10 protein-coding genes are annotated in these 15,276 nt (G+C 48.8%); 6 read left to right on the forward strand and 4 right to left on the reverse strand.

Annotated elements, in window-relative coordinates:
- Positions 1–62: 62 nt before the first annotated feature.
- Together AC0YN3_RS29070 and AC0YN3_RS29075 are read right to left on the reverse strand one after the other, a co-directional pair.
- On the reverse strand, positions 63–1,439 hold the full coding sequence (locus AC0YN3_RS29070) for a sensor histidine kinase (RefSeq protein WP_475778401.1): 1,377 nt from the start codon (positions 1,437–1,439) through the stop codon (positions 63–65).
- Complete coding sequence (locus AC0YN3_RS29075; protein ID WP_475778455.1) at positions 1,436–2,113, reverse strand: response regulator transcription factor; 678 nt, start codon at positions 2,111–2,113, stop codon at positions 1,436–1,438. Before AC0YN3_RS29075 ends, AC0YN3_RS29070 begins: the two co-directional genes overlap by 4 nt.
- 281 nt (positions 2,114–2,394) lie before the next feature.
- Between AC0YN3_RS29075 and AC0YN3_RS29080 the strand changes: the two genes are divergently transcribed.
- From AC0YN3_RS29080 to AC0YN3_RS29090, 3 genes are all read left to right on the forward strand, one after another.
- Positions 2,395–2,892 carry a DUF2798 domain-containing protein gene (locus AC0YN3_RS29080; RefSeq protein ID WP_475778402.1) on the forward strand — a complete coding sequence of 166 codons (498 nt, stop codon included), beginning with the start codon at positions 2,395–2,397 and terminating at the stop codon, positions 2,890–2,892.
- 396 nt (positions 2,893–3,288) lie between these two features.
- On the forward strand, positions 3,289–4,566 hold the full coding sequence (locus AC0YN3_RS29085) for a BNR-4 repeat-containing protein (protein WP_475778403.1): 1,278 nt from the start codon (positions 3,289–3,291) through the stop codon (positions 4,564–4,566).
- Between the two features lie 209 nt (positions 4,567–4,775).
- A complete protein-coding gene (locus AC0YN3_RS29090) occupies positions 4,776–5,285 on the forward strand; it encodes a TlpA family protein disulfide reductase (protein WP_475778404.1) in 510 nt (169 codons plus the stop codon).
- Here AC0YN3_RS29090 and AC0YN3_RS29095 read toward each other — a convergent pair.
- Entirely contained in the window at positions 5,259–6,512 is a 1,254-nt protein-coding gene (locus AC0YN3_RS29095; RefSeq protein WP_475778405.1) for an MFS transporter, read from the reverse strand. The genes AC0YN3_RS29090 and AC0YN3_RS29095 overlap by 27 nt on opposite strands.
- A 190-nt stretch (positions 6,513–6,702) precedes the next feature.
- On the opposite strand from AC0YN3_RS29095, the gene AC0YN3_RS29100 reads away from it, so the two are divergent.
- Both AC0YN3_RS29100 and AC0YN3_RS29105 read left to right on the forward strand, forming a co-directional pair.
- Positions 6,703–7,065 (forward strand): DUF423 domain-containing protein, encoded by a 363-nt coding sequence (locus tag AC0YN3_RS29100; protein ID WP_475778406.1) that lies wholly within the window; start codon positions 6,703–6,705, stop codon positions 7,063–7,065.
- Between the two features lie 269 nt (positions 7,066–7,334).
- Positions 7,335–9,719, forward strand: a complete 2,385-nt coding sequence (locus AC0YN3_RS29105) for a polyprenyl synthetase family protein (protein ID WP_475778407.1) — start codon at positions 7,335–7,337, stop codon at positions 9,717–9,719.
- A 351-nt stretch (positions 9,720–10,070) separates the two neighbouring features.
- Here AC0YN3_RS29105 and AC0YN3_RS29110 read toward each other — a convergent pair whose 3' ends face one another.
- Complete coding sequence (locus tag AC0YN3_RS29110) at positions 10,071–10,700, reverse strand: YfbR-like 5'-deoxynucleotidase (protein ID WP_441944460.1); 630 nt, start codon at positions 10,698–10,700, stop codon at positions 10,071–10,073.
- Positions 10,701–11,276: 576 nt separating this feature from the next.
- Between AC0YN3_RS29110 and AC0YN3_RS29115 the strand changes: the two genes are divergently transcribed.
- The gene (locus AC0YN3_RS29115) at positions 11,277–15,209 is read left to right on the forward strand and encodes an S-layer homology domain-containing protein (protein WP_475778408.1); all 3,933 of its coding nucleotides are present in this window, start codon (positions 11,277–11,279) and stop codon (positions 15,207–15,209) included.
- Positions 15,210–15,276 lie beyond the last annotated feature (67 nt).

The raw sequence follows: 15,276 nt of genomic DNA on the forward strand, positions 1-15,276 counted from the left end.
CTTCCCTCCTTCGTAATGACCTAAGTATAGGAAGCGAAAATGAACGGCGCGTGAATGGCATGTTACAGTTGGGGAAATTCGATCGTAAAGAGCGTTCCCTCGGCAGAGCTGGCCACTTCTATGCTGCCATCGTGGAGTTGGACGATTTTTTTAACAATGGCTAGTCCAAGTCCCGTTCGGCCGGAAGAGCGCTCACGTGAATGATCGGCCCTGTAGAAACGGTCAAATAAGAACGGTAAATGCTCTACGGCAATGCCGTTGCCGGTATCGGCAATATGGATCACGCATTGCGAATGCGTCTGCTCGGCACGTATCTCAATGGTTCTTCCGCTTGGAATATGATTGACTGCATTGCTAAGCAAGTTCATCCACACCTGCATAAGCAGCACCTCGTCCCCGCGAAGCTTAATGGCAGCAGGAACGGAAATCTTAATGAGCAGCTCCTTTTCTTCTAGCTGCCACTGCAGCACTTGAACGGCTTGGCGGATTTGTCCCTGCAGGGAAAACGTCTTTTTATGGATCGTCTCTTGTCCTTGTTCCAGCGAAGAGAGCAATAGCAATTGCTTGCTGAGCAAGGACAGGTGCCGGCTTTCTCCCTCAATGATGGATGCATAATGCTCACGCTCTTCCCTCGGGAGATCGCGCTCAGCCAGTACTTTAGCGAATCCTTGAATTGAAGTGAGCGGGGATTGAATTTCATGCGAAACATTCGAGACAAACTGTTGGCGTGACTGGTCGACTCGCTCAAGCTCACGGCTCATGGTCATGAAATGTTCGGCTAATTGTCCAATCTCATCACGTCTGTTGGTCGGCAACTTTAGGTTGTAGCTGCCTTGGGCAATGCGTTTGGTCGCATCAGACAGGCGGGCGATCGGACTGACCAAATACCTTGTGCTGACTAAAAATAAGATAATGCTTATGACAATTGTAAGCAGGACGATAATGGCAAAAAATATGCGCAATTCACCGAACTGCAGGATCACGTCCGGGCGCATGAACAACGCATACTTGCGATCATTGACGTGGACGCCTGTCCCGACCGTATTGCTTAATCGGTTATCGAAAAAGCCGGATATAAACGGTTTGTTCGGGAACTCGGCAACGCCGTGGTACGAGCCTCCGTTAATCACCAGGTCTCTGGCATGCTCGTCCAAATCCTGTTCGCGGAAGCCGCTCCCAAAAAAACGGTTATCGCCTTGACCGTCAGTCAAGTAGATTTGATAGCCAAGCGCCGCGGCATTTTGCAAATAGGGCTCCAAGCGGTTAGGATCGCTCTCTACATAAGCCTTCATTTGCTGCGCGATAGCGATCAGCTTCTTATCATTAAAGGGCTTCAGCTTCACATGGTAGTAGGTGTTCGCTAATAGAAAGCTCAGCATGCTGCTGACGAGGATAACCGCAATGGTCATGAGAAAGACACGGAAGTACAACGATCTCAACGTTCCTTCACCTCAATCTTGTAGCCGATCCCCCGCACCGTCTGAATCGTGAAGTCGTCCGCGTATTCGGCAAAGCGTTGGCGGAGCCGCTTAATATGGACATCGACTGTGCGCTCATCCCCTACGTAGTCCGCTCCCCATACGAGGTGAATCAGTTCATCGCGCGAGAACAGCCGTCCTGGATATTGCGCGAGCTGGGAGAGAAGCTCGAATTCCTTCATCGGGAGAAAGAGGATGGATTGGCCGTCGGAAACCTCAACATTTCTTCGGTCAATCACGATTCGGTTCATCCGAATGATGTCATTGGAGGTGCGATTATAGCGGCGAAAAAGGGCTTTGACCCGGAATACGAGCTCTTCGGGCTCAAAGGGCTTCGTCACATAATCGTCGGTGCCGCGCAGATAACCCTGTTCTTTGTCCAGCAGCTGATCCTTTGCAGTGAGCATAATGATCGGAATATCGTAATTTTTCCTGATATGCTCACACAGGTCGAGACCATCCATTCGAGGCATCATAACATCAATAACGGCTAGGTCAATAGGGGTCTCTTTCATCAGCTTGACCGCGTCCAATCCATCCTTCGCTTCGTGCAATTGATAGCCTTCTTTGCTCATGAAATACCGCAGGAGCGTCCTTATATTTGCATCATCGTCAACAAGAAGCAACTGCTTCATCATTATTCCCTCATACCCTTCATTTTAAGTGCTAGAGAGCACCAGCTGTTTTTCGTTCAAGTCGTTCTCTTACTCAAGGTACCGCTCATGCTTTTCAGGATTATAGCATTTTTAATGGCATGAGGAATACGCTGCTTCCATCCTGAAGCAATGATTAGGGATGTTGGTGAAGCGTATCGAAGGAAAGCAGTTTTTTTGCGGAAATGTTCACAGACTGTTCACTTATGCGGAGGCTGCCGCGATCGTTATAATGACAAAGGTAAAGAGAAAGGATGAAGGAAATGCCAACAACGAAGAAAGAAAACTTTTATTTTGGTTTGATGATGTGTTTGGGGATGGTCATCTGCATGACCGTTTACAATTTATTCACAAACGATTTAATCGGTAAAATATCGCTGAAAGGAATACTTATCCAGCTGCTTCTAGGGTTTGCCGTTGCGTTCTTATTAGAACTATTTATTGTCGGTCCAATTGCCAAGAAGCTGGCTTTTTCGCTACCTTATGACAAGTCGAAGAAGCTGCTCGTGGTTCTATCCCTTTCCTTTTTCATGGTGATCGGAATGGTTCTCTGCATGTCTGTCTATGGACTACTGAATGCATATCTTTCCAACAGTTTGGTTGGACAATCCTTGTTTGAGAGCTATGTATCGATCGTTTTTAAAAATGTGGTTTTCGCTTTCCCTCTGCAGCTCATCGTCATAGGGCCGCTTGTCCGGTATGTATTTAGTAAGTTTATGAAAGCTAAAGCAATGGCAAATCCTTTAAGCTTGAATGTATAAGATGACAGGATCGTTAGAACAAAAAATAAATCTCTCGTTTTCATCACACGAAGAAAACCCCGACCTCACGCGGTCGGGATTTTTGGGATTTGACGCCATGTAGCGGTTTTTATCATTATTGACCTGCAAGTAAATACGGGCATGGTCTTTTCCTAGCGAAGGTGTACGCAGAAAACGTCGTGTAAATGTTCTATCGGTGCTCATAACGCGGTGAAAATTCCAACGTTTTGTTCTATTAGAAGCATGATTTTGTATATGACGCGCGAAATCATCGCTATGTTATGATAGCCGTGGCGCCATAAGCAAAATAAAATGTAAGCGCTTCACTTCTCCCGGCCGGAGAGCAATGCCGTTTTTTCCATTCGTGTCACACCATTTCAAAGGAGGCGAATGATAATGGTAAAAAGCAGGTTGTGTAAAATACTCGCCGTAGGCGCGCTGCTGGCCTCATTGCTGCCGGCAGGCGTCGGAAATGCAGCTGCAGCGTTAACGGAGGTTCCGTATGCGATTGATTCGAGCAATCAGGCAGGGTGGTGGACACCTCTGGAGACGTACGGCACCGGCCTTGAATATGCCTATATGGCATACAATGCGCCTGGCAGCACGGAGGGTACCCATAAAGTGTATATTGCCAGGCGCGACGGTACCGGAGCGTGGTCGAATATTCCCGTCATGAATGGCAGCGCAGTGGCCGAATACAACGACGATGTTGGCCATAACCAGCCTTCGATCGCACGGGACGGCAGCGGCAGGTTTCATGTGTTCGCTTCCATGCACAACGACGGCTGGCGCTACTTCCGCTCGGACACGGTAGGCGGAGCACCGCAGAATCACTCAGCCGATATGCCCACCGCAGCATCGTTCAAGGGGACTTATCCGGTGCTGGCCACAGCCCCGAATGGCGATGTATACTTATTGATCCGATCAGGAGATGACTCGGCAGGCTACCGCTCAGGCAGGCTGTTCCGTTGGAACAACGCAGCATCGACTTGGAGCCAGGCAGCGGTTGTCGGTACGCATGCAGGCCGGTCATTTTATCCGGATGATCTCGTGTTTGATGCGAACGGCGATCTGCATATCTTGTTCGAGTGGTCGGCCTTCGTATCGAGCGGGCTGCGCCATGAATTGTCTTATATTAAATATAGGCCTTCCAACGGCTCCTTCTACAAAGCGGACGGCAGCATGGTTTCCGTTCCCGTCTCTCTTGGCACAGCGGATATCGTGCAGCCGCTTGCTCCTTCGGAGGCTTACGTACAGAACGGAGGGGACCCCGGCGGACCAGGCGTCCAAAGCGCAAAGCTTGCCGTCGATTCGGCGGGCAGCCCGAAGATCGTCTACCGGTACCGGGAAGAGGGCAGTACCAACTTCTCGATCAAATATGCTTCATTCGTTTCCGGCAGCTGGAGCCTGCAGACAGTCTACGACCTTACGCAGACGAGGGCAGCAATCGATATTACGTGGTCGGGTTCAGCACCTCGCGTATACTATACGAAGTATAGCGGCACGGACCGGGCCTATATGGCCGTCCCTTCGGGCAGCACGGGCTGGAGCCTTGCATCCATAGCCTCGGGCAAACCCATTGAGCGGCTTAGCGTAGAGCGGAACGCGAATGGAACCGACATTTTATATTTGGTTGACGTGGTCAATAGGAAGCTGTATTACGGCAGGAATTGATTAGCGGATCGAATAATCGGCCGGGCGTTCTGAGCGCCCGGCTTAGGCTAAACGGCATTGTCGTTTTTTTACCGCCTATATGAGGAAAGAACCCGACCGTGCGAGGTCGGGTTTTTGATTTATTTTCATCATAATTCTGTTAGAATAGGTGATAAATGGGGCGATGGTTCATATACTTACGATTGCTGAGCGGGAAGGGATGAACGGCGATGGACAGAATAGCCAAAATAACGACAGGCGCGATCTTTATTCTAGTAGTGGGTGTAATGCTCTACCTGACCTTACAGGATACGAGCAGAATAAACGCAAACGACTTTCAAATGGAGCTATCGGAGCTGCGCAGCGGGGAGCAAATAAAAGTTGATTTTGCAGAGAAGCCAACGGTCTTATCCGTATTCACGTCATGGTGTCCCTATTGCAATGAGGATGCACTCAAAATGGTTGATTTGCATGAGAAATACAAGGATCGGATTAATCTATACGGCATTAACGTTACGAACCGTGATGAACGATCAGAGGTGGAGAGCTACGTGGAGGAGCATGGCATTGAATATCCCGTCCTCCTTGATGAAGATGGAGCTGTATACGAGTATTATGGCGCAGAAGGATTTCCGTCGCTTTATTTCATAAATACCGATGGCATCGTAGTGGATTCCATCATCGGTTCTGTGGATCAAGACGTGATCGATGCGTCATTTGCGAGTCTTCTCTCGGAATAACTTAAAGAATAGCAGCGATGCGGTGACGTATAATAGTCCAGTAATGCTGAACGTAATCGCATATCCCCAGTAGTAGCCGTGGGCAGCGATGAGATGAGCGTGCACCGGTCCCATGGTAGCCCATCCAAGCATGAAGGCAGTCTGCATGCAGGAGTTAGCAAGGCTGCGCTTCGGGGCAGAGACCCGGTCGATCAGAATAGCGGATTGCAGCGGATTAGCCGCATTCATCAGCGCTTGGCGGAAGAGAAAGCTAATCGATGCGACGATCAGCAGATTCGTAAAGCCTGTAAGCAGCAGAAACGGCAGCGAAAGCGTTTGGAAAATAACGATCGCTTTTACTTGTCCAACCCGATTAGCGAGCGTGGGGCCAATGAGCATGGAGATGATGGTCATTACCTGACCTAGCGAAAGCAAGAGACTCATGGCGCTAAGGGAGACCGAGAATCGGTTGGTGAAATATAAATTCAAGTAAGGCACCACAAGTCCCGATCCAATCCCAATCAAGAGCTGTATGCCGGCAAATTTGGCAATAAACTTCAGATCACCATGAGATTGGGCGGTATTTTTTGCCGGCTGCTGATGATGCTCGGGCGGCTTGGCGGCTTGAAGCTTGGGAGGTGCTGATTCCAGAATAGCTTGCAAAGGCAGAAACGCCGCAATGGTTGCAAAGCTGCCAACAAGCAAAACGAGTTTAAAGGACAGCAGCTTGTCTAGTCCTGCGGATTGCATCACATCGGCAATAATGCCACCGCCTAGGCTGCCCGCCACCTGGGAGGCGAGAACAAACGCGGAATAGAAGCTGAATATGCGCAGCCGGTCTGCTTTTGCTACATTTTCGGCAAGAAAGGGAATGGCGAGCACCTGAAAAATAGCGGCAAATAAGCCAGTTAGAACGGCCATTGCAAGCAGGCTGCTCTCTGACTCCAATAAAGTGCGGCCCGCCAATACGATGCCGCTGCATAATGCGCCGATAACGAGCAGCCGCTTGCGGCTGGCACGATCCCCGAAAAACCCGATCGGGATAAAGCATAGCGCTGTCGCGAGTGATTGCACGCTGACGATTGTCCCGGTCATGGCATCGGGATAACCGAGCTCATGTATGTATAAATTGTAAAGGACGGAGAACATTCCCGTCCCGATTTGGTAGAGCATGTTAGCCAGAAAGAACAGCCGGATGTTTCGCGGCCAGCTTTGCCACTCTGCGGCGGTAGAATGAACGAATTTCATGTAAGGGCCTCCTGATGATGTACAAAGCAACTCTACTATTCCGGCCTCCGCAAATCAATTGAAATTAATTCCATGTGAAATAGATAGCCAGGTCCTGCATAAAGAAAAGCCCGGCAGGATCATAATTCCCACTCCCTTACAATCATGATATGCTAGAGGTACGATTCGAAAAATGAGGTGAACGTTTTCCATGCAAACTTTTGTTGTGCTTGGCAGTATTTTTATGGTGCTCGCGGTTGCGATTGGCGCCTTTGGCGCTCATGCACTGAAGAGCAAATTAACGCCGGATAAGCTGAAGGTATACGAGGTGGGCGTGCAATACCATATCGCACATGCGCTGGGCTTGATTCTGGTCGGTATGCTTGTAAGCCATTATCCGGACGCTCGGATTATCGTTACGGGCGGCTGGTTTTTGGCAGCCGGCATTATTTTGTTCTCAGGTAGCCTATACGCGCTAAGCGTTGCCAAAGCCCGGTTTCTTGGTCCTATTACACCGCTAGGCGGTCTTTCCTTTATGATTGGATGGGTGCTCATTGCTGTGGGCGTGCTATAGGGCAAACACTCGCACGCAAGCGGGAATCGCTCGAGCAGGAGCAAACGTATGGCTGCGTTTCAACTCCGTTTCCTAAATCCATGACCGTACGAGGTTGTGGATTTTGCTTTTCCGTAACCTATAAATGCATTTCCCGTATGTAGAAGATGAAGATGGTTCTGAAGAGGCGCTAAGGGATACGAGCTCCCGTCGATAACGACGAGTGGAGAACCTTCTCCTCCTATGATCCTATCGTTAGATTAATAATAGAAGCTGAGGTCATACACCTTATGAATAAGGAATTAACGGTTCAGGCCAATACCAGCTATCGGATGGCTGAGCAGAAGGCCGCGCAATACTTCGCCTCTCTTTACGAGCAGGCTAAGGCAAGAAAGTACGTACCCGCCTTAACAGAAGACATCCGGCTGTGGAAACGAAGTCATATTCGAAGTCTTGCTTGGCTTTCGTTCTTGCCAGGCGGAAAGAAGAATGCCGACCAAGCGAATTATAATCGTTACATGCTATGGCTGAAACATACAGGCAAGTTAGATGATTACTTGGACAGAAGCATATCCTACATCTATATGAGGGATCTTGGCAAAGCAATAAATTCCCCCGATACGAAAGCAAGAATACAACGAGTCGTTGCCGACATCAAACATCGCCTGGTTCCCCCCGCCGCCGCAAAGGGGGAAGAAAAGCCGGATTTCATAAGCTTGGCTGGACTGTACAGGTGGGCTCAGCAGGAGGGCATCGAAACGGCCGCTATCTGGGTGATCGATAAGCTTAAGGCGGTATCGACCAACATTCCTGAGGAATTGAATGCCGAGCATGCCCAGCGCAAGCTCATTAAAATTATTATTGGCGTAGTGCTCCATGCGTTCGAGGAGCTTGGCGATGAACGGTCTCCTGTGGAACGTGCCAGGAAACTGGATGAAGCGATGAGATTAGGCTATTCCTACGGTCTGACGTATCCGTTCATAGACGATCTGCTGGATTCGCAGGCGTTAACCGACAAGGAAAAAGCCCAATATTCCGATATGATACGCAGCGCGCTTCTGACGGGGTCGGTACCTGAGCTGGGCGAGTGGGCTGCAACCAACAAAGCCATGCTGCAGTACATCCATGCGGAACTGCGGGAAGCCTTTGAGTATATTAAGCAGCATCAGCAACCGGAGACGCAGCAGCTATTTTTCGATCAGACCTATGTTTTTTTCCACTCACAGGAGCTGGATCGCGCCAAGGCGTTATCCAACGCGTCCTATACGAACGATGAGCTTTATATTCCGATTATATTAAAGTCCTCTTCTTCCCGTTTGATCGCCCGTTCCGTCATTCAAGCTCCCGAGGATGAGGGCTTTGAGAACCGAACCTTCTATTACGGCATCTACAACCAGCTTGCTGATGATTTCGCGGATATGTTCGACGACATGCAAGACGGCGCGGTGACTCCTTATACGTATTATTTAACCTATCGCGATCAGCGCGAGGATCTCATTAATCCCTATGAGTTATACTGGACGGTCATTGCCCATCTCATTCATAACGTGTACCAATCCGATCCGAGCACCCGCGAGGTGATTCTGGATCGTGCCATCAATGGGCTGAGACGGTTTAAAATAAAGCATGGCACGGAAAAGTACGACAGCATAATGAACATATTTGCCAGTGGAGACCCGGCATTTCACCGTCTTATTCAAAAACTGGTTAAGAAAGCGGTAGACGTAGATTTCTTCGATAAGCTGCTACGGGACGAACTGGTTACCACGCTCAAAAGCGACCGCGAGGAGAAGGAAGCTTTTTTCGAGACGATCAAAGCGGCTCGCGAGCAGATTAACAGCAATCTGCTAATTACTAAGCAGGGCAGCACGCCGCCCATGAATGAAACGCTAATCGAAGCGGCGAATTACAGTCTCGGAGGGGATGGCAAACGTCTGCGTCCTATCTTGTCATGGGTCATGGGCGTGCAAGAATATGGCTTGCAAGCACAGTCATTAATGCCTTTGCTGCGGTCATTGGAATACATGCATACGGCATCGCTCATATTCGATGATCTTCCGTCTCAGGATGATGCGTCTACCCGCAGGGGGCGCCCCACGCTGCATCAGATGCACGATAGCGCGACAGCAGAATTAACCGGCCTGGTGCTCATTCAGAAGGCGATTCAGGAGCAATCGTCATTAGAGGCGTTTGATGCCAAAGCCGTGATCGCCTTGATGCGATACTCCGCACAGAAGGCGGAGGATCTATGCATGGGGCAGGCAATGGATTTGAGCTCCAAAGGAAAAGCGCTTACCTTGGAGCAATTGAATACGATTTGTTTCTACAAAACCGCCATTGGTTTCGAGGCTGCGCTCGTCATGCCCGCGATTCTTGCCCAAGTGAACGAGCGGGAAATCGCTGTGCTGAAAACATACGCTTACCACGCAGGCATTGCCTTTCAAATTAAGGACGATTTGCTTGATTTGGAAGGAGATGCGCAGCTGCTTGGCAAGCCGGTCGGCCAGGATGTTGAGAATAATACGTCAAGCTTCGTTACGGTCCTCGGGCAAGAGGGCGCACAAAAAGCGATGTGGGAGCACTATTGCTCTGCAATTGGCGCATTGAAGGGCATGCCGCGCCGTACCTCTTTTTTGGAGCATTTATTGAATTATATCGTTCACCGGGACCATTAGATTTTTTAGAGCAACGGGGGCACTGAAGCCACTAACGCGAGCAATAGAGCTGCTATGGCTAGTAAATAAAGACAAATACAGCGCGTTTCCTTAGGGAGCGCGCTGTATTTGCATTCGGCTGGCGCCATGGGCATATCGATTCTTTACGATGGGGGAAACGAGTTATGCGGCATTTATAGGACCAGCCTGTACGGATCGTAAGGTTGACGCAGCAAAGAACCGTCCAAGAGAGGAGGGTTCTTCATGTCGGATTAGATGATGGAGCGGAACTTCTTTCAGGGTGAATCGGGATGCGGTTATGAAGGAAAGGACGGAAGTACGCAGGGGTTTGGTGCTAAGGGGGAGCAGTGGTCAAAGCGCCAAAGCTTCCTTTGTAATCTTTTGGATATCGACGGGGCAATTAGAGCTTTCCTTCACGATGTCGGGTAAAATATGCTTTAAAAAGTAATCCACGCAATGCAGCTTGATTTTTTTGATTTTGACAAGCGCTTCGCGGTACATAATGACAAATTCCTTCTCGGTGTTGCCTCTTTGCAATTCGGTCAGCGCCTCGTACACTTGATCTAATTTGTCAGCGACTTCGAGAATGAGTCCTTCGACGGAATCGTCCTTGCCCTCGCGCAGCTGTCTGCGAAAGATAGGCTTAAGCTCCTCAGGGATATTCTCTTCAATAAAGAGAGCAATCATTCCTTCTTCTACCTGCTGAAGCATGCCGCGCAGCTCCATTGAATAATGCTTGACGGGCGTTTTGATATCGCCAATAAAGATTTCGCCATAGTCATGGCTGCTCGTAATTTCATAAAGCTTCTTCCAGTCGATGGTGACGCCGTTGCTTTCCTCGATATCTGCCAATGTTTTGGCGTATTGCACAACCTTCCAGGAGTGAGCGGATACGCTATGCTCTTCAAATTTGAATTTACCAGGGCAGCGGATAATGCGTTCGAGATCGTTAAGGGATTGAAAGTACGTATGAATTCCCATGCAAGCAAATCCTCTCTATAGTCCAAGTATAAAGCAGTGTGTTACAGCTAGTATAATGATGTTTTGTTAATGGACGATTAATCAATTTGATGGTAAGTGTAAATATGCGAAGAATGGAATTATTAATCCACCATCGCAGTTGAAAGAGTTATCAATAATTGAACTACCTACTATAAAATAATAATTGAATAATTAGCTTATGCGGATATCAAAATAATTAATTCCGACTAATCTGATGCGAAATAAGTAAAAACCATTGACAGCAGGTGGAACAACGTTTTATGATGGGTGCATGGAATGAATTACGAGTCATTTCGTCGGATAATTAAAGAGCACAATAATCCACTGGACAACCAGAGATTCGATGCAGGAGCAAGCACACCTGCCACGAATCTCTTTTTTTATCCACATATTCCGTAACAGGGAGGGGCGGCGTCATTTGCAGAGGTTGCAATAACGTTCTAACAGATACATAAGAGCGTATGCGGGCTTGTTGAAAAAGGGCTTGCAAAGGAAGTACAGGTCTTTTTCTTCAATAATAATTCCAACTATTCTGATAGGTAGAGGTGTATAAAGATGAGAAAAGCAATAAAATCACAGCGATGGATCGCTTTGCTGCTTGCCGCTGTATTGGCATTGCCGGTCTTCGGAGCAAGCAGCGCGGTTGCTGCCCCTGAATCGGCAGGAAGCAGCGCCAAGCTGGACTATTTTGGCTCACGCTATGAAGCGCTTGCGGGCAAAGACCATGTATTCGAAACACTCACGTATTATGAGCTGGACTATTTGCTAAGAAATGCTACGGATGGCACGGCACCAGCGCCGGATGATAACTATATCCTTCTATTCGGCGGGTCATGGCAGCCGGAGACGCAAGCCGCTATCGGTTATATCAATGATGTAGCTAAGGAATACGGCGTAACGTCGATCAAAAATTTTGATACGAAGCTGGACGGTCCTGAGGGTTGGTTGGACATTACTAAAACGAACCCGCAATTAACGTATGAAGTTAGCCCGGGTGGAACTTTGACGGAACCGACCAAAGCGGCTACCGCTACCCAATTAAATACGGACTTTACTAGACGTTACGTGGATTTGGGAGCTCGTTACTTGACCAACCTTAACGATGTTACTGCCGGCAATTCAGGCAAGCTGTCCTTTACTTATTCGGGCGAAGGTTCTCCGGGGGTACAGGAAGTAAACGTTGTGGATTCCCCGTTCTTGTTTATCTACAACAAGAACAACAAGGATGCTGAAGGTAATCCGACTCCTATCATTGCCTCCCTTGAGGGCATAAGCAGCGCAGGAAGCTTGACTGCACTGCAGAACGGCAGCGGAGCAGAATCATACAAAACGGCACTTCGGGGCGTGTTTGATAAAATCTCCCCAGCAGGCACGAAAAATGCGAAATACAAAGTGCTTACGAACCAAGGCTATATTTCCGGTTCGTATAATGAGTTTAGATCAGCCGCATCTGGTGGCCAGGAAACGCCTGTTATTTTCACCAATGAGGATCCCAAGATTGTTCTGGACTCGGTTACGCTTGATGAGCTGAAATATACGCTTTCTTCGGAAGGTACGTATGTGCTGCTCGTTGGCTGCGCTTGGTGCGGAGATACACAAGGTATCGTTAAATACGTAAACCAAGTGGCAAATGAATATGGCGTTGAAAAAGTATATAACTTCGATGCGAAGCTAGATGGCGGTATTGGCAGTGCTCCTTCGTATGCGACGAATCCCCGCCCAACCTGGGGCGATGGCAGTGGTGGTAATTTCCTGCACACAAGGGATAATTTTCTATCAATTACGCCTATTTACACGAATCTAATCAATTCTTTCCTTACCAATATTACTTCTGAGAATACGAAAGCCGGCACCAATATTTCTTACTTTGCAAACGACGCAGCCAAAGCAAACAATACGCCAACCAAAGCGAGCAGAATACAAGCTCCATATGTATTGGTGTACAACAAGGACAATAAAGACGCGAACGGCAACCCAGCCCCTATCCTAGGGCATGTTGAGATTATGGGATATTGGCGTGCTACTCACAGTAACGCAGCTACAAAGAGCTTGAAGGTTAACAGTCTTCGAACTCTGTTTTCCAGAACAGAATTGAAACCGAGCGGCTTAACTGCCGTGCCTCCTACGACTGCTGGCGGTGAGGATGCGAAAGTTGAAGGGATTGCTAAAATAACGACGGTTGGCGGAAACCAAGTGGTTTCGACCAAATCGCTAGAGTACAGATTGAAAGTGGCAGAAGGACAGCAACCAAATGAGTACATTCCAGTACCATTCCAAGCATCACAAGAAACACCTTTGCTGGGTACTTCAATCAACGGTTTAAAAGCTGGCGTATATGAGTTCCGCTATGCTTCCAAACCAGGTTATGACTCAGAAAATAGCAGCTACACGACCGTGGCACCAACTTATTATGCTGCAGGGCCGACAGTAGAGATCGTCGTTCCGGATTTCCAAGCGGCTCCAACCGATCTAGCTAACTTGGCGCCTGAAACAGCTTCTGGTCAAGGTAAAATCGTAAGGATTGTGAACGGTGAGGTAGTCGCTCTTCCAGCTGGTCTTGAATATAAGCTGAAAGGCGATCCGGACACGTCATACGAGCCTGTGACAGGCGATTCAATTAGCGTTGAGCCGGGCCATGAATATGTTGTACGGTTTGCTGCCAAAACAGATAACGGAAACGCGGTTGCCCCAAGCGCATTCGTTACTGTGTATGCTCGCGGCTACAAGGAGCTTGGACCTCCATCAGCATTGAATGCGGTACATCCGTCCACGCTTGCCAATGACGATGGACAAATTGAAGGCCTGACAGCAGGTCTTGAGTACAAGTCCGAGTACACATTGGAATACAAAAAAGGAAACGGCACGGACGAAGTGTACGTAACGGTTCCTGAAACGGCAATTAGCGCAGGCAAGCTTACAGGCTTGACGCCTGACCTATACACGGTTCGTTATGCAACCTACGAAGACTATAGCGCAAGTCCGGCTGTAGAGCTTCGCATTAAAGCAAATGTAGCTGCGCCACAAGGGCTTGCAGGCGTAGCGCCAACCAGCACTTTGCAAAACAATGGTAAAATTACAGGCGCAAATGCGGAGTTGGAGTATCGTTCAAGCAACCAATCGAGCTATCTGCCTGTGACAGGCGCTGAGATTACCGGCTTGCTGACAGGCAGCTACGAGGTGAGGTACAAAGAAACGGCGAGCACGCTGCCTAGCGCAACGGCAACGGTTGTTGTTCCTGTATATGTTGCACCTCCAACAGGCGGAAGCGGCACTGGCGGCGGCGGAGCAACGACGCCAAGCAACATTACGCAATCCGGTAATACGGTCGTCGCTACAATTGCTTCCAAAGTGGATGAAGCTTCCGGTACAGCTGTTGCAGTAGTACCTGCAGCTACCGTGACGGGTTTGCTGGATAAAGCGAAACAAGCGGAAGGCGAAGGCAAGAAAGCCGTCCTAGAAATTAAAGTGGAAGATTCACAGCAGCAGAACGACATTCAAGTGACCATTCCGAGAAGCGCGTTCAATGGACTTGTATCGGGAGCAAACGCAGAATTGAAAGTTACGGTTGGCATCGGCTCAATTTCGTTTGATGCGAGCACGTTGAAATTGATCAGCGCGAACAGCGATTCAGGCGACATCAGCTTCATTATTTCGAAATCCGAGCTTGCGGAAGAAAATAAAGAGGTGCTTGGAGACCGTCCGGTATATGACTTGAACGTATTTGCAGGACAAACGATCGTGACTGCCTTTGGCGGCTCGAAAGTATTCGTTTCGTTGCCATACACACTAAAAGCCGGCGAAGATCCAAATGCCGTAATCGTCTACTACGTAACGGATGAAGGCGAGCTGCAAGTGATTAGAGGTCAATACAACAAAACGAACGCCGCGGTTGAATATGCAACGGAGCATTTCTCCCAATATATTATTGGATACAACAAAATCGACTTCTCCGATGTTTCTGCGTCGGCATGGTTCGCTCCGGCGATTAACTTCTTGGCAGCACGCGATATTACAAGCGGAACGGACGATACTCACTTCAGTCCAAAAGCAACGGTAACCCGCGGTCAATTTATCGTGCTGCTATTGAAAGCTTACGGCATTGAGCCGGAGGCTGAAGGTGCAAGCAACTTCACCGATGCTGGCAACACGTACTACACGGGTTATCTAGCAGCCGCGAAACGGCTAAGTATCGCAAACGGCTTTGAAGGAAACCGATTCGCGCCAGATCAAACGATTTCCCGCCAGGAACTATTCACGCTTCTGTACAGAGCATTGAGCGAGCTTGGAGAGCTGCCTGCCGCACAAGCTGGATCGACTCCAGTATCGAGTTTTACGGATGCGGAGAAGGTTCCAAGTTATGCGGATGAGGCATTCAAAGCGCTTGTTGAAGCGGGCATTATCTCGGGCACGAACGGAAAGCTGCTTCCAGGCAATGCGTCCAGCAGAGCGGAAGTCGCACAGGTTCTATACAATCTGTTATCCCGTTAAGAACCGCAGGATCATGTTGATATTGGAATGGGAAGGGCAGCCTAAGGCTGTCCTTTCTTTCCTTAAT

This window comes from Paenibacillus sp. J22R232 (assembly GCF_056269165.1).

Excerpts from the sequence above, each read along its gene's own strand:
- AC0YN3_RS29115 (WP_475778408.1), top strand. The coding sequence starts at position 11,277 with ATGAGAAAAGCAATAAAATCACAGCGATGGATCGCTTTGCTGCTTGCC.
- AC0YN3_RS29085 (WP_475778403.1), top strand. The coding sequence starts at position 3,289 with ATGGTAAAAAGCAGGTTGTGTAAAATACTCGCCGTAGGCGCGCTGCTG.
- AC0YN3_RS29110 (WP_441944460.1), bottom strand. The coding sequence starts at position 10,700 with ATGGGAATTCATACGTACTTTCAATCCCTTAACGATCTCGAACGCATT.
- AC0YN3_RS29075 (WP_475778455.1), bottom strand. The coding sequence starts at position 2,113 with ATGAAGCAGTTGCTTCTTGTTGACGATGATGCAAATATAAGGACGCTC.
- AC0YN3_RS29090 (WP_475778404.1), top strand. The coding sequence starts at position 4,776 with ATGGACAGAATAGCCAAAATAACGACAGGCGCGATCTTTATTCTAGTA.
- AC0YN3_RS29100 (WP_475778406.1), top strand. The coding sequence starts at position 6,703 with ATGCAAACTTTTGTTGTGCTTGGCAGTATTTTTATGGTGCTCGCGGTT.
- AC0YN3_RS29095 (WP_475778405.1), bottom strand. The coding sequence starts at position 6,512 with ATGAAATTCGTTCATTCTACCGCCGCAGAGTGGCAAAGCTGGCCGCGA.
- AC0YN3_RS29105 (WP_475778407.1), top strand. The coding sequence starts at position 7,335 with ATGAATAAGGAATTAACGGTTCAGGCCAATACCAGCTATCGGATGGCT.
- AC0YN3_RS29080 (WP_475778402.1), top strand. The coding sequence starts at position 2,395 with ATGCCAACAACGAAGAAAGAAAACTTTTATTTTGGTTTGATGATGTGT.